The sequence below is a fragment of the Streptomyces sp. NPDC127177 genome, assembly GCF_042672475.1.
In the GTDB taxonomy this organism is placed as follows: Bacteria; Actinomycetota; Actinomycetes; order Streptomycetales; family Streptomycetaceae; genus Streptomyces.
In genome coordinates this window covers 13,507-33,040 of record NZ_JBHXUW010000059.1, presented here as the reverse complement: position 1 = coordinate 33,040, position 19,534 = coordinate 13,507, and the positions used below count along the sequence as shown (strand labels likewise).

The window sequence follows — 19,534 nt, the reverse complement described above, 5'->3', positions numbered from 1 at the left end:
TCTCTGTTTGTAACTAAATCAAGGTCAAGCTTTTTCTGGTGGGGGGTTGCTCCTGAGCCGTGGCGGTTGTGGGGTCCGCGTTCGACCCACCCACACGGCAATGTCCGGACAGGCCCGCGGGGGCTGAGGGCCGGCCCTCAGCCCCGGAACGGCCGGTACGTCAGCTGCTTCACGCGGCGCAGGAACGGCATTGACTCCACGTGCTCGACGCCGTCGAGCCGGCCCAGCCGCTCGCTCAGGTAGCGGTACAGGTGACGGGTGTCGCGGGTGATCACGACGGCCAGCAGGTTGGACGTGCCCGTGGTGGCGACCGCGTACGCGACCTCGCGGTCGGTGGCGAGCGCCTCGCCGACGGTGTGGAGGGCGCGGGGCGCGGCGGTGATGTACAGCATGCTCGCGTTGCGGAAACCGAAGCGGTCGGATTCGAACTCGACGTCGACGTACAGCGCGCCCGAGGCGACGAGCTGGACCAGGCGGCGTTTGACCGCCGATTCGGACCGGCCCGTCGCCTTCTGGAGCTCGGGGTACGTGGCCCGGCCGTTCTCCTCCAGCGCGGCGACCAGCGGCTCGTCCTCGGCGGTGATGACCGCCGGGCCGGGGTGGTCGGGGAGGGGTGCGGTGGCCATGGCGGCGGCCTCCTCCGGCGAGAGGGCGCCGCTCTTGTGGAGCCAGCCGGACGGGCCGCCGTAAAAGCGGTGCAGCAGTTGGTGCGCGCGGATGTCGACGATGTGCGGGGTGCGCGGCAGCTTGCCGAGCAGCAGGTCGTCGGCATCGCCCTGGCTGCGTACGTTGGCCGTGCACGTCACCTCCGTACCACCCGAGGTGAGACCGATCCATGAGGTGTCGGGGCGTTTGGCCAGGGCCTCGGCGATGGCCATCGCACCCTCGGGCGCGCATCGCACACGCAGCAGCCAGTGGTCGAGCGAGTCCTCGGCGGTCGCGCAGCGGACCCCGACAACCCGGAGCCCGCCCTCGGTCTGCAACCGGCGGAAGCGGCGTGCCACCGTCTGGTCGGAGACACCGAGCACGGTGGCGATACGGCTGAAAGGGGCCCGTGCGTCCAGCTCCAGTGCGTGCAGGATCCGGAGGTCCAGGATGTTGCCCGGTGAGTCGGATTCCGTCATCGAATGCCTCCTCTGTGTCGGATTCCCGCGCTCGTTGAATTCTGGCTGGGGATTTCGGCCGCGCCCATCCGATCGTACGGGAGTGGTCGCCGGCCACACCGAAGCCGTACAGGGAGAAAGACATGCGTAAGTGGGGGCCGCTCACCGCGGTCTGTCTGGGAACGTTCATGCTGCTGCTCGACGTCACCATCGTGATCGTGGCGCTGCCGGACATGGCACGGGCGCTGGGCGCGTCGCTCTCCGATCTCCAATGGGTCATTGACGGGTACGCGCTCGCGCTCGCCGCGCTGCTGCTCGGCATCGGTGCCGCCGCCGACCGTTTCGGGCGGCGCCGGGTCCATGTCGCGGGCGTCGTACTCTTCGCCGCCGCCTCACTGGCCTGCGGGCTGGCCTCGTCGCCGACGGCGCTGGTGGCCGCCCGCGGGGTCCAGGGGGTGGGCGCGGCCGCGATGTTCGCGACCACGCTGCCGCTGCTGGCCTCGGTGTACCGGGGCAAGGAGCGGTCCGTCGCGCTCGGGCTGTGGGGAGCGGTGAGCGGCGCCGCCGCGGCGGTCGGGCCCGTGGTCGGCGGGCTGCTGACCGAGGGGCCGGGATGGCGCTGGATCTTCTTCGTGAACCTGCCGGTCAGTGTGGGCGCGATCTGGCTGACCGCCAGGACCGTGCCGGAGTCGCGCGGTGCGCAGGGCCGCCGGATCGACTGGGCCGGGACCGTGGCCTTCGCGGTGTTCGCGGGGGCGATGACGTACGCGGTCGTGCGGGCGGGCAGCCAGGGGTGGACGTCCGCGAGCACGCTCGCCACGTTCGGGGTCGCCGCGCTCGCTCTGCTCGGCTTCGTGTTCGTCGAGCGGCGCGTCGAACACCCGTTGCTGGAGCTGTCGTTGTTCCGCACGCCCGGTTTCGTCGGGGTGATGGCCGGTGCGCTCGCGTTCAACGCGGCGGCCTTCGCCGTTCTGCCGTACACCTCGATCTGGCTGCAGACCGTGCTCGGACTCAGCCCCGTCCAGGGCGGTCTCGCCGTGCTGCCGCTGGCCGCGACGGCGTTCGTGGTGGCGGCGGTCGGCGGGCGGCTGCTGCACGGGGTGCAGCCGAGGCTGACCATCGGCATCGGGCTGGCGCTGATCGGGATCGGCACGCTCGGCCAGGCGGTGCTCGGCGCAGGCTCCTCGTGGCCCGCGCTGCTGCCGGGGCTGGTCGTCGCCGGTATCGGCACGGGCCTGGTCTCCCCGGCCATCGCGGGCGCCGCGCTCGCCTCCGTACCGCCTGAGCGGGCGGGCATGGCGGGCGGCGCGGTCAACACCTTCCGGCAGCTCGGATACGCCTTCGGGGTGGCCGTGTTCGGGACGGTGCTGACCTCGCGGATGGGCGAGACGCTGAGTGCGGGGCAGGCCCATGCACTCGCGGGCGGCGGCGCGCCGGGGCTGCGCGCGGCGGGGGTGCCCGAGCATGCGCTGCGGGCGGCGTTCGCCTCCGGGCTGAACACGGCGGCGGTGGTGGCCGGTGTGGTGGGGGTTGTCGCGGGTGTCGCGGTACTGGTGCTGGTCCGGGGCGAGCGGAAGGCGCCGGAGGCCGCGGGGAGCGGCGCGGTGGTGGAGGCCGTGCAGGCTGGCTGACGGGGCGCGGTGGTGGAGGCCGTGCGGGCTGGGTGACGGTGTGATGGTGGGGGCCGTGCGGGCTGGCTGACGGTGTGGTGGCGGGGGCCGTGCGTGCGGATCGGGTGACGGGGCGGTGCCGCCGAACGGCGGCGCCGCGTCCTCGATCGGCGGACGCGCCTGGTGTGCCGGCCCGTGCGGTCCGCCCGGTCCGCCTGGTCCGCCTGGTCCGCCCGGCCCGTCCGCCTCGACCCGTCCGCCTCGACCCGCCCGCAGGAGCGAGGGCGCGTCAGTTCTTCACCGGCTGCGTGTCCGTGCAGTTGGTGAACGGGACCCACGGGCGGTTGCCTGTCTCGTCCGGTTCGGTGGCGTACTGCGGATCGCCGGTGATGGTCTGGAGGGTTTCCTCGTGTTCCACCGACAGGCCGAACAGCTGGAAGCCGAAGCTCGCGGAGCCGGCCGACACGCCGATCCCGATGGCCATCGACGCGTCCCACCAGTTCTTGTTCACGTCGTAGTCGAGGTTGGTGAGCTTGGCGTTGTCGTGGATCAGTCGCTCCACCGGGCCGGCATCGGAGTCGAGCGGTCGTGAGGCATCGCGCGGCGACGGGATCGTGCCCTTGGCGGGCTGTGTTCCCCGGCCGCGCAGCCAGTTCTCGGCCGTCGTCCTCTTGTCGTCCGTGTCGAGGTCCAGCGAAGCGCTCTCCGTGTGGAGCCAGTTCTTCGAACTTCCCGAGCTGCCCTCGATGCCGAAGGTCAGGCCCGCGCCTCCTGCCGCCTCGACATCGGCACCGGCCTGGCTGGATACACCGCCCTGCTGACTGGTGGTCAGCTCCATCTTCTCGGGGTGGTGCGGCCGGTTCTCCTTCTTCTCCTTGTCGTACTTCTTGGCGTCGTAGGTGACGGACACCTGCTGCATGTGGTTGCCCTCGCCCCCGACGCCGACCTTGCCGGCCGCGTCCGCCCGCAGTTTGCCATCGACGGTCATGGTGTAGACGAACGTGATCTTGCCCGCGTCCTCACCCTTCTTCGAGCGCAGGACCATCACGTCGTTGTTCAGCGATCCCGAGATACCGAGGTTGGCAACGTTGTCATCCTCTTCCGAACCCTTGTGTGTATGCGACAGGCCGAAGTCCACGCCGCCCTCGGCCGTCGTGGAGGTCTTGCTCATGTCGACGTCCGGAGCCCGCGTCGGCTCCTTTGTGGGCTTGAGGGTGCTGACGGTCGCCGAGCACGCGATCTGCACCTCGGGGTCCGGGTTGCCCCCGCATTCGTCCTGCTTGGCCAGGGCCTTGGCGTACTTCTTGGCGTCCGCGACGTTCTGCTTCAGGTCCTCCTGGTGGGAGGCGCCCTTCTTGTGGCCGGTGAAGCGGTACTGGCTGCCGCCCTCGGTGGTCCAGTTGTAGCCGCCCTTGACGGAGGCCTCGCCTCCCCACTTGCCCAGTTTTCCGAGGCTCGCGCTGACTCCGGCCCGGACGCCGAACGACGCGCCCACATTGCGGGAGAGGGTGACGCTGCCGTCCGAATACTGTTCGATCACCACCTGCTCCGAGTTGGAGAGGGTCAGGAACAGGATCTGTATCCGCGTGGTGGTCTTCTTGTCGTCCGAGGACAGCAGGCAACTGTCCGGTTCGAACGGATCCTTGCCGCCCTTGCCGCCCTTGCCGCCCTTCCCGTCCCTGCCGCCCTTCCCGTCCTTCGGGGCCTCCGTGCTGCTCGTGGTGAGGGTGGGCTCGCCTTCACCGTCGCCCCGGCCGGTCGACGGGGAAGGGGAAGGTCCCTGCCCCTTGCCGGGCTTGGTGCAGTCACCGGCCTCTCCCACGCCGATGGTGGCGACCGCCTCGCAGAGGCGTCCGCTGACGGCGGTGCCGATGCCCGATGCGCGGTTGGCCGCCAGCATGGCCAGGATCAGCGCGACGACCACCGCGCCGATGCCCACGTACTCGACCGAGGTCTGGCCGCGCTCCTCGCCCCGGGGTCCGCGTGTGCTCGGCGGGCGCGGTATCGGGCCGTAACTCACCATGTCCTGCGCCGCCTTTCGGGGCTGCCTGGTCCGAAGCGTGCTGGTGCACCGACCTTACGAGCGGGTAACAACCGCGGTTAGGGTCCCCGGACCCATTTCGGCGCCTGGGCCCACCCGACGCCGTCCTCCCCGGCGCCTCCCGCACCTTCTGCGACCATGCGAAGAACGGTGTAAATCGCAATGAAAGGGACGCCATGTGCGGAATCGTGGGTTACGTCGGCGGGCAGTCGGCGCAGGACGTCGTCGTCGCGGGCCTCAAGCGTCTGGAGTACCGGGGCTACGACTCCGCAGGCATCGCCGTCCTCGCGGACGGCGGACTGGCCGCGGCGAAGAAGGCCGGGAAGCTCGTCAACCTGGAGAAGGTGCTGGTCGAGCGACCGCTGCCGGGCGGGAACGCCGGGATCGGCCACACCCGTTGGGCGACCCACGGCGGGCCCACCGACACCAACGCCCACCCGCACCTCGACAACGCCGGGCGCGTCGCCGTCGTCCACAACGGGATCATCGAGAACTTCGCCGCCCTGCGGTCCGAACTGACCGGGCGGGGCCACGAACTGGCCTCCGAGACCGACACCGAGGTCGTCGCCCACCTCCTCGCCGAGGCGTACTCGGGCGGCGCGGACCCGGCCGAGGCGATGCGCCAGGTGTGCAGGCTGCTCGAAGGGGCGTTCACGCTCGTCGCGGTGTTCGCCGACGCGCCCGACGTGGTGGTCGGGGCCCGGCGGAACTCGCCGCTCGTGGTGGGCGTGGGGGAGGGCGAGGCGTTCCTCGCGTCCGACGTCGCCGCGTTCATCGCACACACCCGGTCCGCGATCGAGCTGGGCCAGGACCAGGTGGTGGAGCTGCGCCGGGAGGGTGTGCTCGTCACCGGGTTCGACGGGCGGCCGGCCGAGGTCCGCCCGTACCACGTGGACTGGGACGCCTCCGCGGCCGAGAAGGGCGGCTACCCCTCCTTCATGCTCAAGGAGATCGCCGAGCAGCCGAAGGCGGTCACCGACACGCTCCTCGGCCGGATCGACCCGGAGGGGACGCTCCACCTGGACGAGGTGCGGATCACGCGGGCGGAGCTCCGCGAGGTCGACAAGGTGGTGATCGTCGCCTGCGGGACCGCGTTCCACGCCGGGATGATCGCCAAGTACGCCATCGAGCACTGGACCCGGATCCCGTGCGAGACCGAGCTGGCGAGCGAATTCCGCTACCGGGACCCGATCCTGGACCAGCGCACCCTCGTCGTCGCGATCTCGCAGTCCGGCGAGACGATGGACACGCTGATGGCGCTGCGGCACGCCCGTGAGCAGGGCGCGAAGGTCCTCGCGATCTGCAACACGAACGGCTCGACCATCCCCAGGGAGTCCGACGCCGTGCTCTACACGCACGCCGGGCCCGAGGTCGCCGTCGCCTCGACCAAGGCGTTCCTGACCCAGCTCGTCGCCTGCTACCTGGTGGCCCTGTACCTCGGCCAGATCCGCGGGACCAAGTGGGGCGACGAGATCCGCACCGTCATCCGTCAGCTCTCCGAGATCTCCGGTTCGGTCGAACGGGTCCTGGAGACGATGGAGCCGGTGCGCGCGCTGGCGCGTTCGCTGGCGGGCCACGACACCGTGCTCTTCCTCGGCCGGCACGTCGGCTACCCGGTCGCGCTGGAGGGCGCGTTGAAGCTCAAGGAACTCGCGTACATGCACGCCGAGGGGTTCGCCGCCGGTGAGCTCAAGCACGGTCCGATCGCCCTGATCGAGGAGGGCCTCCCGGTCGTCGTCGTGGTGCCGTCGCCGCGCGGGCGCTCGGTGCTGCACGGCAAGATCGTGTCGAACATCCAGGAGATCCGGGCCCGCGGCGCCCTCACCGTCGTCATCGCCGAGGAGGGCGACGAGGAGGTCGTCCCGTACGCCGATCACCTCATCCGGATTCCGGCAACGCCTACGCTGCTTCAGCCGCTGGTCGCCACCGTGCCGTTGCAGGTCTTCGCCTGCGAGCTGGCGACGGCCCGCGGCAACGAAGTGGACCAGCCGCGCAACCTGGCGAAGTCCGTCACCGTGGAGTGAACAGTGGGGATGCGTACGTGATCATCGGGGTCGGGATCGATGTGGCGGAGATCGAGCGGTTCGACGCGGCGCTGCGGCGCACGCCGCAGATGGCCGCGCGCCTCTTCCTGGAGCAGGAGCTGCTGCTGCCCGGCGGTGAGCGGCGCGGTATCGCCTCGCTGGCCGCCCGGTTCGCCGCCAAGGAAGCCCTCGCCAAGGCGCTCGGTGCCCCCGGCGGGCTGCTGTGGACGGACGCCGAGGTGTACGTCGAGGAGTCCGGACAGCCCCGGCTGCGGGTGAGCGGCACGGTCGCCGCACGCGCCGCCGAGCTGGGGGTCCGGCACTGGCACATCTCGCTGAGCCACGACGCCGGGGTGGCCTCGGCGGTGGTGATCGCCGAGGGCTGAGTCCCGGGCGTGGCCGCCGTTTCCTGCGTACGTTGGAGCCATGCGTACTGCGTACAGCGTCTCGACCGTACGGGCCGCCGAACAGGCCCTCATGGCACGGCTCCCGGAGGGTGCGCTGATGCAGCGCGCCGCCGCCGGACTCGCCGCCGCCTGTGCCGATGTGCTGCGCCGCGGCGGCCGCGTGTACGGGTCCCGGGTCGTCCTGCTCGTCGGCAGCGGCGACAACGGGGGCGACGCGCTGTACGCGGGTGCCCGGCTGGCCCGGCGCGGCGCGGGCGTGCTTGCCGTGCGGGTGTCGCCCGGCCGGGCCCACGAGGGCGGCAGCGCCGCCCTGCGCGCGGCCGGCGGACGGATCGTGGACGGCGATGACACGGCCCCGGACCCGCACCGGGACCGGCCGGGCCGCATCGGCCTCGTCGTCGACGGCGTCACCGGCATCGGCGGGCGCGGCGGACTGCGGCCCGAGGCGGCGGCGCTCGTGGCGCGGTACACGGCGCACGGGGCACCCGTCGTCGCCGTCGACCTGCCGAGCGGTGTCGAGGCCGACACCGGCGAGGTGCGCGGGGACGCCGTCCACGCGGACGCGACCGTCACCTTCGGGGCGTACAAGCCGGGGCTGCTCGTCGACCCGGCCGCCGCACTGGCGGGGGCGCTGCACCTCGTCGACATCGGGCTCGGCCCCGAACTGCCGGACGTGCCGGACCTGGAGGCGCTCCAGTACGCGGACGTGGCCGCGCTGCTGCCCGTGCCGGACGCCGAGAGCGACAAGTACCGGCGCGGGGTCGTCGGCATCGTCGCCGGGTCGGCGCGCTACCCGGGCGCGGCGGTGCTGGCCGTCTCCGGGGCGCTGCACGGCGGGGCCGGGGCCGTGCGGTACGTCGGTGCCGGGGCGGACGCGGTCATCGCACGCCATCCGGAGACGCTGGTCCACGCGGGCCCGCCGTCGAAAGCGGGGCGCGTGCAGGCCTGGGTCGTCGGGCCGGGGCTCGGCGACGGGACGGACGCCGTCGAAGCGGTCTCCGATGTGCTGGCCGCCGACGTCCCGGTGCTGGTCGACGCGGACGGCCTGCGGCTGCTGGACGCCGCCGTCGTACGGACGCGCACCTCGCCCACCGTCCTCACCCCGCACGCCGGGGAGGCCGCCGCGCTGCTCGGCGTCCCCCGCGAGGAGGTGGAGGCGGGGCGGCTCGACGCCGTACGCGAAATCGCCTCCCGGTTCCGTGCGACGGTCCTGCTCAAGGGGTCGACGACACTGATCGCCACCGACACCCCGCACACCCCCGTACGGGTCAACCCCACCGGCACGTCCTGGCTGGCCACCGCGGGCAGCGGCGACGTGCTGTCCGGGCTGGCCGGCTCGCTGCTCGCCGCCGGCCTCGCCCCGCGCGACGCCGCGTCGGCGGGCGCCTACCTCCACGGACTCGCGGCCCGGCACGCCTCCGACGGTTCCCCGGTCGCCGCACAGGACGTCGCGGAGGCGATCCGGGTGGCCTGGCGGGACGTACGGGCCTGAGTGATCCTGGGAGCGGCGAGAGGGGACTGCCCGTGAGCAGCAGCGATGACCTGCGCGTACGCCGGGTGTACGACCCGCAGGAGGACGGCGACGGCACCCGTGTGCTGGTCGACCGGCTCTGGCCGCGGGGCGTCGCCAAGGAGCGCGCCGCGATCGACAAGTGGCTCAAGGACGTCACCCCGTCGAAGGAGCTGCGCTCCTGGTACCACGAGGACCGCTCCGGTACCCGCTACGACGACTTCGTGGACCGCTACCGTGCCGAGCTGGCCGACCCGGTGCACAGCGCGGCCGTGGAGGAGCTGGTGCGGCTGGTCCGGGACGGCGGCCCGGTGACGTTGGTCACGGCGGTCAAGGACGTTCCGCACAGTCACGTACCGGTCCTCGTCGATCATCTGGAACACGAGCTGCACCACGGCTGACACCGCCCCGGACTCGCCCGGCGGGGACCGGTACCCGGGGGTGGTGCCGTACGGCTCTGAGACACTGGGCGCGATGAACGAGACAGCGTCCTTGAGAGCCCGTGCCGAGATCGACCTCGCCGCACTCCGCGCCAACGTGCGTGTTCTGCGTGCCCGGGCCGCCGGCGCGCACCTCATGGCCGTGGTCAAATCCGACGCCTACGGGCACGGTGCGGTGCCCTGTGCCCGTGCCGCGCTGGAGGCGGGCGCCACCTGGCTCGGCACCGCCACTCCGCAGGAGGCGCTGGCCCTGCGCGCGGCGGGGATCGGCGGCCGGGTGATGTGCTGGCTGTGGACGCCCGGCGGGCCCTGGCGCGAGGCGATCGAGGCCGATGTCGATGTGTCGGTGAGCGGCATGTGGGCGTTGCGCGAGGTCACCGCGGCCGCCGCCGGTGCGAGCCGCCCCGCCAGGGTCCAGCTCAAGGCCGACACCGGTCTCGGACGCAACGGCTGCCAGCCCGCCGACTGGCCCGCGCTCGTCGCCGCCGCCCGCACCGCCGAGGAGGCGGGCACCATCAGGATCACCGGCCTCTGGTCCCACTTCGCCTGTGCGGACGAGCCCGGCCACCCCTCCATCGCCGCCCAGCTGGACGTGTTCCGCGACATGGTGGCGCACGCCGAGAAGGCCGGCGTCGAGCCCGAGGTGCGGCACATCGCCAACTCCCCGGCGACGCTGACCGTCCCCGAGTCGCACTTCGACCTGGTGCGGACCGGGATCGCCATGTACGGGATCTCGCCCAGCCCGGAGCTCGGCACCCCGGCCGATTTCGGGCTGCGGCCCGTGATGACGCTCGCCGCCTCGGTGGCCCTGGTCAAACAGGTGCCGGCCGGTCACGGCGTCAGCTACGGCCACCACTACACGACGTCCCGGGAGACCACGCTCGGCCTGGTGCCGCTGGGGTACGCGGACGGCATCCCGCGTCATGCGTCGGGTCGCGGTCCGGTGCTGGTCGGGGGCGTGCGACGGACGGTCGCGGGCCGGGTGGCCATGGACCAGTTCGTCGTCGACCTCGAAGGGGACGCGGTCGAGGAGGGCAGCGACGCCGTGCTGTTCGGCCCGGGGGACCGGGGTGAGCCGAGCGCCGAGGACTGGGCGCGGGCGGCGGACACGATCGCGTACGAGATCGTCACCCGGATCGGTGCCCGGGTGCCACGCGTCTACCGTGACGAATCGGGATCGGAAGAGTCCGACCAGATCTGATCAAAGTCTGATCTGATCTGATCGGAGTGGCCCTGACCTGAAGGACACGACCCACGAGGAGCGCGGCACGGTGAGCGAGATCAGCGCGGGGGACGCGATGGCGACGGCCGCTTCGACGGTCGGCTGGCGCCGGGCGGGGGTCGCCGGAGCCGCCATAGGTGTGATCGCCGCGGGCGCGGCGGCCGGTGTCGCCGTCGAGCGGCTGACGGTCGGCCGCGGCATGCGGAAGCGGGCCAGGCTGGCGCTGGACGCCACGGGTCCGTACGGCTCGCTGCGCGGACTGCCGGGCCGGGCCGTGGCGGACGACGGAACCGAGCTGTACTACGAGATCGACGAGGTCGAGCCCGGCGGCGGTACCGGAACCGACGGTGCGTCCTCCGGCGCCGCCGCCGGTCCGCGCCGGCGGCGGCTCTTCGGACGCAAGGCCCCGGCCCCGGTCACGGTCGTCTTCAGCCACGGCTACTGCCTCGGACAGGACTCCTGGCACTTCCAGCGCGCCGCCCTGCGCGGCCTCGTGCGCACCGTCCACTGGGACCAGCGCAGCCACGGCCGCTCGGAGCGGGGCAGGGCCCAGGCGCAGGGGGTCCACGTCGGCATCGACCAGCTCGGCCGCGACCTCAAGGCCGTGATCGACGCGGCCGCGCCCGAGGGGCCGCTGGTGCTGGTGGGTCACTCCATGGGCGGCATGACGATCATGGCGCTGGCCGACCAGTACCCGGCCCTGATCCGCGACCGGGTCGCCGCCGTCGCCTTCGTCGGCACGTCGAGCGGGAAGCTCGGCGAGGTCAGCTTCGGGCTGCCGGTGGCGGGCGTGAACGCGGTGCGACGGGTGCTGCCCGGGGTGCTCAAGGCGCTCGGCTCGCAGGCGGAGCTGGTGGAGCGGGGCCGGCGGGCGACCGCGGATCTGTTCGCCGGACTCATCAAGCGCTACTCCTTCGGCTCACGTGATGTGGACCCGGCCGTCGAACGGTTCGCCGAACGGCTCATCGAGGCCACGCCGATCGATGTGGTCGCGGAGTTCTACCCGGCCTTCACCGAGCACGACAAGAGCGCCGCGCTGCCGCTGTTCCGCGATGTCCCGGTGCTGATCCTGGCGGGCGACAAGGACCTCGTGACGCCCAGCTCGCACAGCGAGGCGATCGCGGACGTGCTGCCCGACGCGGAGCTGGTCATCGTGCCGGACGCCGGGCACCTGGTGATGCTCGAACACCCCGAGTCGGTCACGGACCGGCTGGCGGACCTGTTGGTGAGGGCGGGAGCCGTGCCGGAATCCTCTAACGTTGGCGGGCATGGAAGCACCGCACAACAGCCCGGCGGCTGAGCCGGCCGAAGACGCCGCGCCGGGCACCGTCAGGGTGGACCTGGCCGTCGAGTCCCCCGAACAGATGCAGGCCCTGGGCCGCCGGATCGCCGGCGTGCTGCGCGCCGGCGACCTCATGATGCTCACCGGCGAGCTCGGTGCCGGAAAGACGACGCTGACCCGCGGCCTCGGCGAGGGGCTCGGGGTGCGCGGCGCCGTGACGTCCCCCACGTTCGTGATCGCCCGCGTCCACCCGTCGCTCGGCGACGGCCCGGCGCTGGTCCACGTCGACGCGTACCGCCTGGGCGGCGGGCTCGACGAGATGGAGGACCTGGACCTCGATGTGTCGCTGCCGGATTCGGTGGTCGTCGTCGAGTGGGGCGACGGCAAGGTCGAGGAACTGGCGGACGACCGCCTCCAGGTGCTCATCGACCGCGCGGTCGGCGACACGGACGACGAGCGCCGCGCGGTGACGCTGGTGGGCGTCGGCGCGCGCTGGTCGGGGCTGCGGAACGAGCCGTGGGCACCGTGGGCGGTGGACGGCGCCTGAGGCGGACCGGACCGCCGCTCGCTTTCCGACACGGTGTCGGCAAATTGTTGCGCGGGGCGGGGCGGGCGTGGTGACATGGAGGGCGAGAGCAGGTTAGGTCTGCCTAACCGTGCCTTCCACCGGAGCCCCAGGAGGCGTCCATGCCGACATCCGAGAGTGAAGTGCGGCCGCCGCGGGCGGTATCGATGAGCGAGCTGCTGGCGGCGGGAGTGGCGGCGAACGCGGTGTCCACCCCGCCGGACGAGGAGCGCCCCGGGGCGGAGGCCCGCCCCCCGAACCCGTCGGTCGCGTCCGGCGGTCCCGGCCAGTCCGGCGCCTGAGCAGGCAAGTCCGGGCACGGCGTCGCCCGGTGCCGAAGATTTCTACGATCGCCGGACGGGCTCGATGCCGCCGGATCGGCCTGAGGTCACCCGGACTCGCCGGATCGGCCTGAGGCGGCCGGGGCGGGCTGGACGTGCCGGGGCTGACGGGACTACGGGGTCACGACGACCTTCACGCCCACCGTGGCGAACGTCCACAGCGCGTTGCCGTCCGCCCGCGACATCCGTACCCCGCCCGCCTTCAGCGTCGGGTCCGGGCTCTCCATCGAACCGTCCTGCGCGGCGCTGAAGCCGATGGCCACGTCGTCCGTCGTCGCGAACCGCACCACGTGCTCGATCGGCACTCCGTCGGACCCGGTGACGGTGCCGGAGCGCGAGGTGACCTGGTACGTCCCCGGCAGCGCCCGCACCGCGCTCGGCATGACCACGAACGTCCGCGTCGACTTGCCCTTCGCGTCGACCAGCCACACCCGCCGGTCGCCCAGCGCGTACACCACCCGCGCACCCTTGCCGGAGGAGGCGGGGACCGCGAGTGGGTCCTTCTTGGCCTTGGGCTCGGTGTGGCCGGCCGTGGCGGGCGAGCTGCTGGACGTCTTCGGCCGGGGGGCCAGCGTGTCGGGGGCGTTCGCCGACGCCTGGTAGGCCAGGAAGCCGACCGCCGCGACGGCCGCCGCGGTGAGCGCGGCCACGATTCCCGAGCTGCCCCTTGCCACCGTCCGAGCCTCTTTCGCCGTTGGTTGTCGTACAAGCGTTTACACGTACTCCGCGTATACCCGGTGACGGTAGCAGCCGGTGACCCCCGGTGCCGGGACGCCGTACGGGGCGCGATGACCCCCTCGGCGGAGCCGTAGGCTGTTTGCGTGCTCTTGCTCGCTGTGGATACCGCCACCCCCGCCGTCACCGTCGCGCTGCACGACGGGACCCGTGTCGTCGCCGAGTCCGGTCAGGTCGACGCCCGTAGGCACGGGGAACTCCTGCTCCCCGCCGTCGACCGCGTACTCGTCGAGGCCGGGGTGAAACTCGACGCCGTGACCGACGTGGTCGTCGGCGTCGGCCCCGGCCCGTACACCGGACTGCGGGTCGGCCTGGTGACGGCCGCGACCTTCGGTTCCGTGCTGTCCGTGCCCGTGCACGGGCTGTGCACCCTGGACGGTCTCGCGTACGCCGCCGGGCAGGCCGGTCTGGAGGGTCCCTTCGCCGTCGCGACGGACGCCCGCCGCAAGGAGGTCTACTGGGCGCGGTACGAGGACCCCCGCACCCGTACCGGTGAACCCGCCGTCGACCGCCCCGCCGACATCGCGGAGCAGCTCGCCGGCCTCCCCGTGGTCGGTGCGGGCGCGGTGCTCTACCCCGACGCCTTCCCGGACCCGCGCGGACCCGAGCACGTCGCGGCCGGTGCCCTGGCCGCCCTCGCCGCCGAGCGCCTCGCCGCGGGCACCGACATGCTGCCGCCGCAGCCGCTCTACCTCCGCAGGCCCGACGCGCAGGTCCCGAAGAACTACAAGGTGGTCACGCCGAAGTGACCGCCGCGACCGCAGTACTGCGCGAGATGCGCTGGTGGGACATCGACCCGGTGCTCGAACTCGAACGCCGGATGTTCCCGGAGGACGCCTGGTCACCCGGCATGTTCTGGTCCGAGCTCGCGTACGCCAGGGGCCCGCAGGCGACCCGCCGCTACGTGGTCGCCGAGGACCCGGTCACCGGCCGGATCGTCGGCTACGCGGGGCTGGCCGCGGCCGGTGACCTCGCCGACGTGCAGACGATCGCCGTCTCCCGTGACCACTGGGGCGGCGGCCTCGGCTCCGAGCTCCTCACCGATCTGCTGAAGCACGCCACGGCCTTCGAGTGCGCCGAGGTGCTGCTGGAGGTCCGGGTCGACAACACCCGGGCACAGAAGCTGTACGAACGCTTCGGCTTCGAACCCATCGGCTTCCGACGCGGCTACTACCAGCCGGGCAACATCGACGCACTCGTCATGCGCCTCCACGTACACGAAGACGTACCGGGGCACGTACAGGAAACAGAGATCTGACTGATGGCTGACGAACCGCTCGTACTCGGCATCGAGACCTCCTGCGACGAGACCGGCGTCGGTATCGTCCGCGGGACGACGCTGCTCGCCGACGCCGTGGCCTCCAGCGTCGACACGCACGCCCGCTTCGGCGGCGTCGTTCCGGAGATCGCCTCCCGCGCGCATCTGGAGGCGATGGTCCCCACCATCGAGCGCGCCCTGAAGGAGGCCGGGGTCGGCGGACGCGACCTCGACGGCATCTCCGTCACCGCGGGCCCCGGACTCGCGGGCGCCCTGCTCGTCGGTGTCTCGGCGGCGAAGGCGTACGCGTACGCGCTGAACAAGCCGCTGTACGGGGTGAACCACCTGGCCTCGCACATCTGCGTCGACCAGCTGGAGCACGGCCCGCTGCCCGAGCCGACGATGGCGCTGCTGGTCAGCGGCGGGCACTCCTCGCTGCTGCTGGCGCCGGACATCACCGCCGACGTACGGCCGCTCGGCGCGACCATCGACGACGCGGCCGGCGAGGCGTTCGACAAGATCGCCCGGGTGCTGAACCTCGGTTTCCCCGGCGGCCCGGTCATCGACCGTCTCGCCAAGGAGGGCGACCCGAAGGCGATCGCGTTCCCGCGCGGACTGAGCGGCTCCCGCGACCCCGCGTACGACTTCTCCTTCTCCGGGCTGAAGACCTCCGTCGCCCGCTGGATCGAGGCGAAGCGTGCCGCGGGCGAGGAGGTGCCGGTGCGGGACGTGGCGGCTTCCTTCCAGGAGGCCGTGGTGGACGTGCTCACCCGCAAGGCCGTCCGTGCCTGCAAGGACGAGGGCGTCGACCACCTGATGATCGGTGGCGGTGTCGCGGCCAACTCGCGGCTGCGGGCCCTCGCCCAGGAGCGCTGCGAACGGGCCGGGATCCGGCTGCGGGTGCCGAGGCCGGGGCTGTGCACCGACAACGGGGCGATGGTCGCGGCGCTGGGCGCGGAGATGGTGGCCCGCAACCGGCCCTCCTCCGACCTGGAGCTGTCGGCCGACTCGTCACTGCCGGTGACCGAGCCCCACGTACCCGGCGCTCCCGGCCACGATCACGCGCACGCGCACTCGCACTCGCACTCGCACGACCATGTGCACGAGGTCAGCAAGGACAACCTGTACTCATGAGCGCCACGACCGTCGCACTGATGTGGGAGGCCCGCGCCACCGAGGGGCGGGGCGCGGAACTGCTGGAGTGGGCGCGCGCCCGCGCGGGCGAGCTGGCGCGGCCGCCGCTGCGCAGCGAGTTGCTGCGCGCCCCGCAGGACCGGGTGCTGGTCATCACCTGGTGGGAGGGCGCCTACGGCGACGAGCTGCCGGAGCTGCCCGAACCGGAGGCGGAGGCCGTCACCCGGCCGGTGCACCGCTGGCGCTTCGAGTCCCTCGGGACAGCAGACCGGTGACGATCGCGTCGAGTTCGTCCACCACCTCGTAGTCGGCCGCGTACGCCCGCCAGTCGTCCTTGACCGCGGTGAGGCGGGGCAGCTCCGCCGCGTCATCCTCCGTGATCATTTCGGGGAAGTACCGCTTGGACGGCGGGTGTTCGGCGCGGTGGGCGGCGGCCCTGCGGAAGACCAGGTCGCCGTAGACGTAACTCCAGATGGTCCGGTAGGCGCGTACCGCCTGCTCGGGGGAGAGGCCGCAGGCGAGCGCGCAGTCGATGATCTCCTCGACCATCCACAGTGCGTTGCGGTCGGTGAGCTCGCCCAGCGCCAGGACGTCGAGCACCCAGGGCAGCTGCGCCAGGATGCCGTGCATGTGCGCCGCAACGGCGGTCAGCCGCTCGCGCGGATCGGCGGGCAGCTCCGGGCGCGGGAAGGCGGCCGCCGTCCCGGACAGGGTGAGCATCAGCAGCTCGTCCTTGTCCTGGACGTAGTGGTAGAGCGCCATCGGGGTGGAGCCGAGCTCCTTGGCCACCCGTCGCATGCTCAGGGCGCCCAGGCCCTCCTCCTCGATGATGCGGCGCGCCGTGGCGACCATGGCGTCCGGATCGAGCCTGCGCGGACGCCCCACGGACCGCTTCGCCCCCGGCGGCTTCTTCTCTGTCCCTGACACCCGGACATTGTCCCCCCTCGCGCCCGGCCGCGATCCGGGCAGGCTCTTCCGCGAATAATTTCTATACGCGTATAGTAATGGGCGTCCGAGTGACCACGAGGGAAGGGGAGGACCGTGAACGACCAATCACGGCAGATGCGTTGGCTGCTGCTGGTAGCTCTCACCGTGCAGTTCATGGTGGCGTTGGACATGTCGGTGGTGAACGTCGCGCTGCCCGATATGCGTACCGGTCTCGGCTTCACGGCCGAAGGCCTCCTCTGGGTGGTGAACGCCTACGCGCTCGCGTTCGGCGGGCTGCTGATGCTCGGCGGACGCCTCTCCGACCTGCTCGGCAGCCGGCCGGTGCTCACGGCCGGACTGGTGCTGTTCGGCGTGGCGAGCCTGGCCGGCGGATTCGCCCGGTCGCCGGGCGCGCTGATCGCCGCACGGGCGGTGCAGGGCGTGGGCGCCGCGGCCCTCGCCCCGGTGGCCTTCGCGCTGATCGCCATCGCCTTCCCGGCCGGGCCCGCGCGCTCCCGTGCCCTGGGGCTCTGGGGCATGGCGGGCGCGGCGGGCGGCGCGGTGGGGGTGCTGGCGGGCGGGCTGCTGACGGACGTGGCGGGCTGGCGGGCGGTGATGCTCGTCAACGTGCCGATCGTGGCCCTCGCCCTGGTCGCCTCGCTGCGCACCGGACCGGTCGCCGGCCCGGTCAGGACCGGCGCCCGCCTGGACGTGGCCGGTGCGCTGCTGGCCACCGGTGGCACGACGCTGCTGGTCCTCGGCCTGGTGGGCACCTCGAACCATCCCTGGGGATCGGCCAGGACGCTCGCCGTGCTCGGGGGCGCTGCCCTGCTGCTGGCCGCCTTCGTCGCCGTCGAGCTGCGGACCGCGTCGCCGCTGCTGCGGCCCGGACTGCTGCGGGGGCGGCCGGTGCTCACGGCGAACCTGTTCTGCCTGCTGCTCAGCTCGGGCCAGTTCGCCGCCTTCTACTTCGTCTCGCTCTGTCTCCAGCAGGTGTTCGGCTACGGGCCGACAGCGGCCGGGGCCGCCTTCCTGCCGTTCTGCGCGGGCGTCGTCGCCGGATCGGTGATCGCCACCCGAACGGTCGCGAGGCTCGGCACCCGGCGGCTGCTGGCGACCGGCGGTGCCCTGGCCGCGCTCGGCATCGCCGGCTTCGCGGCCACCGCGCGGACGGACGGCACCTTCCTCGTCTCCATCCTCGGCCCGTCCCTGGTCGCCTCCGTCGGCATCGGCATGTGCTTCGTTCCGCTCGGCACGGCGGCCACGACCGATGTCACGCCCGGGGAGACCGGCATGGCCTCCGGGCTGTTGAACAGTGCCCGGCAGGTGGGCGGCTCGCTCGGACTCGCGGTCCTGGTGACGGTCGCCGCGCAGGTCACCGGGGAGGGCGCGGGCCGGGGCGAGCTGGTCCGGGGCTATGCGGCGGCCTTCTGGGTCGCCGCCGGACTGCTCGCACTGGCGTCCCTGGCGGCCCTGGTCCTGCTTCCGGGTGACCGTGACCGGGGGAGCGCGACGGAAACCGCTCCGGTGGCCGATCCGGAGAATCCTCCGAAGAATTCCGCAGGAGGTGTCGATCCGGCCGTGGCCCCCTCGACGCGGACCGGCAGCTGATCCGCTTCGACACGGGAAGACCGTGCTGCTGGACCGGGTCGGCCGATGAGTTCCGGCCATGCGAGCGGTCTACCTTGCATGACCATCCGGCACCACCGTGCGAGGAGAAGACCATGCAGAAGGTGACCACGTTCCTGTGGTTCGACAACAACCGGGCCGAAGAGGCCGCGGACTACTACATCTCGGTCATCGGCGGTGATTCGCGCGTCGTGGACGTGACCCGTTGGACCGCGGCGTCACCGGGCGAGGACGGCGCCGTGATGACCGTACGGTTCCGGCTGGAGGGCGCCGAGTACATCGCCTTCAACGGCGGCCCGGAGTTCCCCTTCAACGAGGCCGTCTCGCTCTCCGTCGAATGCGCCTCGCAGGAGGAGGCGGACACCCTGTGGGACAAGCTCACCGCGGACGGCGGACAGGAGAGCCAGTGCGGCTGGCTCAAGGACAAGTTCGGCGTCTCCTGGCAGATCATCCCGCCCGGCCTCGGTGAGGCGCTGACCGACCCGGACCAGGACAAGGCGGCCCGCGCCATGAAGGCGATGCTCGGCATGAAGCGGCTCGACGTCGAGGCCCTGCGCAACGCCTGAGCACCGCCCCCGGCGGACGGCGGCGGAAGGCCGTGCCGCCGCCGAGGGGCTCGGTAGGGTCTGGCCCATGCCCCGCCGCTCAGCGCTGCCCCCGCCCCCACCGCCCGTGGAGATACGCACCTGGCCCGACCGGGGAGCCCTGCTCGCCGACCGGGCCGTCGTGCTCGGCGCGTTGGTGAGGGCGCACCTGGGGCCGGCCCGGCTCGGCCTGCTGTGGCTCTGGGGTGCGCTCGGCGCACTGGGCTGGTCGCTGGTGGGCACGGCGTTCATCACCTTCGAGGAGCCGGGTGACGTCTTCGGCGTCCTCTTCGGCGTGGTCTTCCTCTGCACGGGAGCGGTGTGCCTGGTGCCGGCGGTCGTCTTCGTCGTCGTCGGGCTGCGCCGCGACCGCGAGGTCCGCCGACTGCTGCTGCAGTGGGGCGGGTTGGACCGTGACCCGGCCGGCGACAGCGCGCTCCGGCTGCCCGGCACCAGCCTGGTCTGGCTGCTGTCCTCCTTCCTGCTGTGCGCGGTCGGGCTGTACGCGTGCGTCGCCGTTCCGGCCGAAGCCGTTCCGGGCGACGACACCTACGGCCTGGTGGCCCTCGGGATGGGCCTCGGGTTCGTCCTCTGGCTCATCGGGCTGATCGGCGTCACCAAGGCGTTCCTGCACCGGCGTTGGGTGCTCCGGGTGCTGGCCGGCCCGGTCGTGCCGGCGCCCCTGACTTCCTTCGGCGGCGGGTCGCACCGCTGACTCCGGC

General features: G+C 72.5%; 20 protein-coding genes. 16 read left to right on the top strand and 4 right to left on the bottom strand.

The features are described from left to right. Positions 1-137: 137 nt before the first annotated feature. Positions 138-1,124 (bottom strand): Lrp/AsnC family transcriptional regulator, encoded by a 987-nt coding sequence (locus ACFVJX_RS29235; protein ID WP_384123272.1) that lies wholly within the window; start codon positions 1,122-1,124, stop codon positions 138-140. A 122-nt stretch (positions 1,125-1,246) separates the two neighbouring features. Here ACFVJX_RS29235 and ACFVJX_RS29230 point away from each other — a divergent pair, with 122 nt between their 5' ends. After that, positions 1,247-2,734, top strand: coding sequence for an MFS transporter (locus ACFVJX_RS29230; protein WP_384123270.1), 1,488 nt, complete (start codon positions 1,247-1,249; stop codon positions 2,732-2,734). 268 nt (positions 2,735-3,002) lie between these two features. Here ACFVJX_RS29230 and ACFVJX_RS29225 read toward each other — a convergent pair whose 3' ends face one another. Then, positions 3,003-4,736 (bottom strand): Flp family type IVb pilin, encoded by a 1,734-nt coding sequence (locus ACFVJX_RS29225; protein ID WP_384123268.1) that lies wholly within the window; start codon positions 4,734-4,736, stop codon positions 3,003-3,005. A 194-nt stretch (positions 4,737-4,930) separates the two neighbouring features. On the opposite strand from ACFVJX_RS29225, the gene glmS reads away from it, so the two are divergent. The 8 genes from glmS to ACFVJX_RS29185 all read left to right on the top strand — a co-directional run bounded on the left by glmS (position 4,931) and on the right by ACFVJX_RS29185 (position 12,506). Next, positions 4,931-6,778 (top strand): glutamine--fructose-6-phosphate transaminase (isomerizing), encoded by a 1,848-nt coding sequence (gene glmS, locus ACFVJX_RS29220; protein ID WP_384123266.1) that lies wholly within the window; start codon positions 4,931-4,933, stop codon positions 6,776-6,778. A 17-nt stretch (positions 6,779-6,795) separates the two neighbouring features. Continuing rightward, positions 6,796-7,164, top strand: a complete 369-nt coding sequence (locus tag ACFVJX_RS29215; protein ID WP_384123264.1) for a holo-ACP synthase — start codon at positions 6,796-6,798, stop codon at positions 7,162-7,164. 40 nt (positions 7,165-7,204) lie between these two features. Next, positions 7,205-8,677, top strand: coding sequence for an NAD(P)H-hydrate dehydratase (locus ACFVJX_RS29210; protein ID WP_384123262.1), 1,473 nt, complete (start codon positions 7,205-7,207; stop codon positions 8,675-8,677). Between the two features lie 32 nt (positions 8,678-8,709). Further along, entirely contained in the window at positions 8,710-9,096 is a 387-nt protein-coding gene (locus ACFVJX_RS29205) for a DUF488 domain-containing protein (protein ID WP_384123260.1), read from the top strand. 73 nt (positions 9,097-9,169) lie between these two features. Further along, complete coding sequence (gene alr, locus ACFVJX_RS29200) at positions 9,170-10,336, top strand: alanine racemase (RefSeq protein WP_384123258.1); 1,167 nt, start codon at positions 9,170-9,172, stop codon at positions 10,334-10,336. Positions 10,337-10,406: 70 nt separating this feature from the next. Then, entirely contained in the window at positions 10,407-11,657 is a 1,251-nt protein-coding gene (locus tag ACFVJX_RS29195) for an alpha/beta fold hydrolase (RefSeq protein WP_384123256.1), read from the top strand. Next, on the top strand, positions 11,626-12,186 hold the full coding sequence (gene tsaE / locus ACFVJX_RS29190; RefSeq protein WP_384123254.1) for a tRNA (adenosine(37)-N6)-threonylcarbamoyltransferase complex ATPase subunit type 1 TsaE: 561 nt from the start codon (positions 11,626-11,628) through the stop codon (positions 12,184-12,186). Before ACFVJX_RS29195 ends, tsaE begins: the two co-directional genes overlap by 32 nt. A 140-nt stretch (positions 12,187-12,326) precedes the next feature. Further along, positions 12,327-12,506, top strand: a complete 180-nt coding sequence (locus ACFVJX_RS29185; protein WP_384123252.1) for a hypothetical protein — start codon at positions 12,327-12,329, stop codon at positions 12,504-12,506. A 152-nt stretch (positions 12,507-12,658) separates the two neighbouring features. Here the strand turns inward: ACFVJX_RS29185 and ACFVJX_RS29180 are convergent, their stop codons facing one another. Then, complete coding sequence (locus tag ACFVJX_RS29180) at positions 12,659-13,195, bottom strand: hypothetical protein (protein WP_384123394.1); 537 nt, start codon at positions 13,193-13,195, stop codon at positions 12,659-12,661. A gap of 171 nt (positions 13,196-13,366) precedes the next feature. Between ACFVJX_RS29180 and tsaB the strand changes: the two genes are divergently transcribed. From tsaB to ACFVJX_RS29160, 4 genes are read left to right on the top strand one after another with little or no spacing between them, the layout of a single operon-like run. Continuing rightward, a complete protein-coding gene (gene tsaB, locus ACFVJX_RS29175) occupies positions 13,367-14,029 on the top strand; it encodes a tRNA (adenosine(37)-N6)-threonylcarbamoyltransferase complex dimerization subunit type 1 TsaB (RefSeq protein WP_384123250.1) in 663 nt (220 codons plus the stop codon). Continuing rightward, positions 14,026-14,538 (top strand): ribosomal protein S18-alanine N-acetyltransferase, encoded by a 513-nt coding sequence (rimI, locus tag ACFVJX_RS29170; RefSeq protein WP_384123249.1) that lies wholly within the window; start codon positions 14,026-14,028, stop codon positions 14,536-14,538. The genes tsaB and rimI overlap by 4 nt, the downstream gene beginning before the upstream one ends. Positions 14,539-14,541: 3 nt before the next feature. Further along, the gene (gene tsaD, locus ACFVJX_RS29165; protein ID WP_384123247.1) at positions 14,542-15,672 is read left to right on the top strand and encodes a tRNA (adenosine(37)-N6)-threonylcarbamoyltransferase complex transferase subunit TsaD; all 1,131 of its coding nucleotides are present in this window, start codon (positions 14,542-14,544) and stop codon (positions 15,670-15,672) included. Continuing rightward, positions 15,669-15,947 carry a hypothetical protein gene (locus ACFVJX_RS29160; RefSeq protein WP_384123245.1) on the top strand — a complete coding sequence of 93 codons (279 nt, stop codon included), beginning with the start codon at positions 15,669-15,671 and terminating at the stop codon, positions 15,945-15,947. The genes tsaD and ACFVJX_RS29160 overlap by 4 nt, the downstream gene beginning before the upstream one ends. On the opposite strand, the gene ACFVJX_RS29155 is transcribed toward ACFVJX_RS29160, so the two are convergent. Beyond that, positions 15,892-16,599: a TetR/AcrR family transcriptional regulator gene (locus ACFVJX_RS29155; protein WP_384123243.1), complete on the bottom strand. Its 708-nt coding sequence runs from the start codon at positions 16,597-16,599 to the stop codon at positions 15,892-15,894. The genes ACFVJX_RS29160 and ACFVJX_RS29155 overlap by 56 nt on opposite strands. A gap of 135 nt (positions 16,600-16,734) precedes the next feature. Between ACFVJX_RS29155 and ACFVJX_RS29150 the strand changes: the two genes are divergently transcribed. The 3 genes from ACFVJX_RS29150 to ACFVJX_RS29140 all read left to right on the top strand — a co-directional run bounded on the left by ACFVJX_RS29150 (position 16,735) and on the right by ACFVJX_RS29140 (position 19,527). Next, positions 16,735-18,210, top strand: a complete 1,476-nt coding sequence (locus ACFVJX_RS29150) for an MFS transporter (protein ID WP_384123392.1) — start codon at positions 16,735-16,737, stop codon at positions 18,208-18,210. Between the two features lie 113 nt (positions 18,211-18,323). Next, complete coding sequence (locus ACFVJX_RS29145) at positions 18,324-18,794, top strand: VOC family protein (protein WP_384123241.1); 471 nt, start codon at positions 18,324-18,326, stop codon at positions 18,792-18,794. Between the two features lie 67 nt (positions 18,795-18,861). Then, positions 18,862-19,527, top strand: a complete 666-nt coding sequence (locus ACFVJX_RS29140) for a hypothetical protein (protein ID WP_384123239.1) — start codon at positions 18,862-18,864, stop codon at positions 19,525-19,527. Positions 19,528-19,534 lie beyond the last annotated feature (7 nt).

What these genes read in the sequence shown, in the direction of transcription:
- ACFVJX_RS29140 (WP_384123239.1), top strand. Translation starts at nt 18,862, where the DNA reads ATGCCCCGCCGCTCAGCGCTGCCCCCGCCCCCACCGCCCGTGGAGATA.
- ACFVJX_RS29225 (WP_384123268.1), bottom strand. Translation starts at nt 4,736, where the DNA reads ATGGTGAGTTACGGCCCGATACCGCGCCCGCCGAGCACACGCGGACCC.
- ACFVJX_RS29235 (WP_384123272.1), bottom strand. Translation starts at nt 1,124, where the DNA reads ATGACGGAATCCGACTCACCGGGCAACATCCTGGACCTCCGGATCCTG.
- glmS (WP_384123266.1), top strand. Translation starts at nt 4,931, where the DNA reads ATGTGCGGAATCGTGGGTTACGTCGGCGGGCAGTCGGCGCAGGACGTC.
- ACFVJX_RS29160 (WP_384123245.1), top strand. Translation starts at nt 15,669, where the DNA reads ATGAGCGCCACGACCGTCGCACTGATGTGGGAGGCCCGCGCCACCGAG.
- ACFVJX_RS29230 (WP_384123270.1), top strand. Translation starts at nt 1,247, where the DNA reads ATGCGTAAGTGGGGGCCGCTCACCGCGGTCTGTCTGGGAACGTTCATG.
- ACFVJX_RS29150 (WP_384123392.1), top strand. Translation starts at nt 16,735, where the DNA reads ATGCGTTGGCTGCTGCTGGTAGCTCTCACCGTGCAGTTCATGGTGGCG.
- ACFVJX_RS29185 (WP_384123252.1), top strand. Translation starts at nt 12,327, where the DNA reads ATGCCGACATCCGAGAGTGAAGTGCGGCCGCCGCGGGCGGTATCGATG.
- alr (WP_384123258.1), top strand. Translation starts at nt 9,170, where the DNA reads ATGAACGAGACAGCGTCCTTGAGAGCCCGTGCCGAGATCGACCTCGCC.
- tsaE (WP_384123254.1), top strand. Translation starts at nt 11,626, where the DNA reads ATGGAAGCACCGCACAACAGCCCGGCGGCTGAGCCGGCCGAAGACGCC.
- ACFVJX_RS29210 (WP_384123262.1), top strand. Translation starts at nt 7,205, where the DNA reads ATGCGTACTGCGTACAGCGTCTCGACCGTACGGGCCGCCGAACAGGCC.
- tsaD (WP_384123247.1), top strand. Translation starts at nt 14,542, where the DNA reads ATGGCTGACGAACCGCTCGTACTCGGCATCGAGACCTCCTGCGACGAG.
- ACFVJX_RS29145 (WP_384123241.1), top strand. Translation starts at nt 18,324, where the DNA reads ATGCAGAAGGTGACCACGTTCCTGTGGTTCGACAACAACCGGGCCGAA.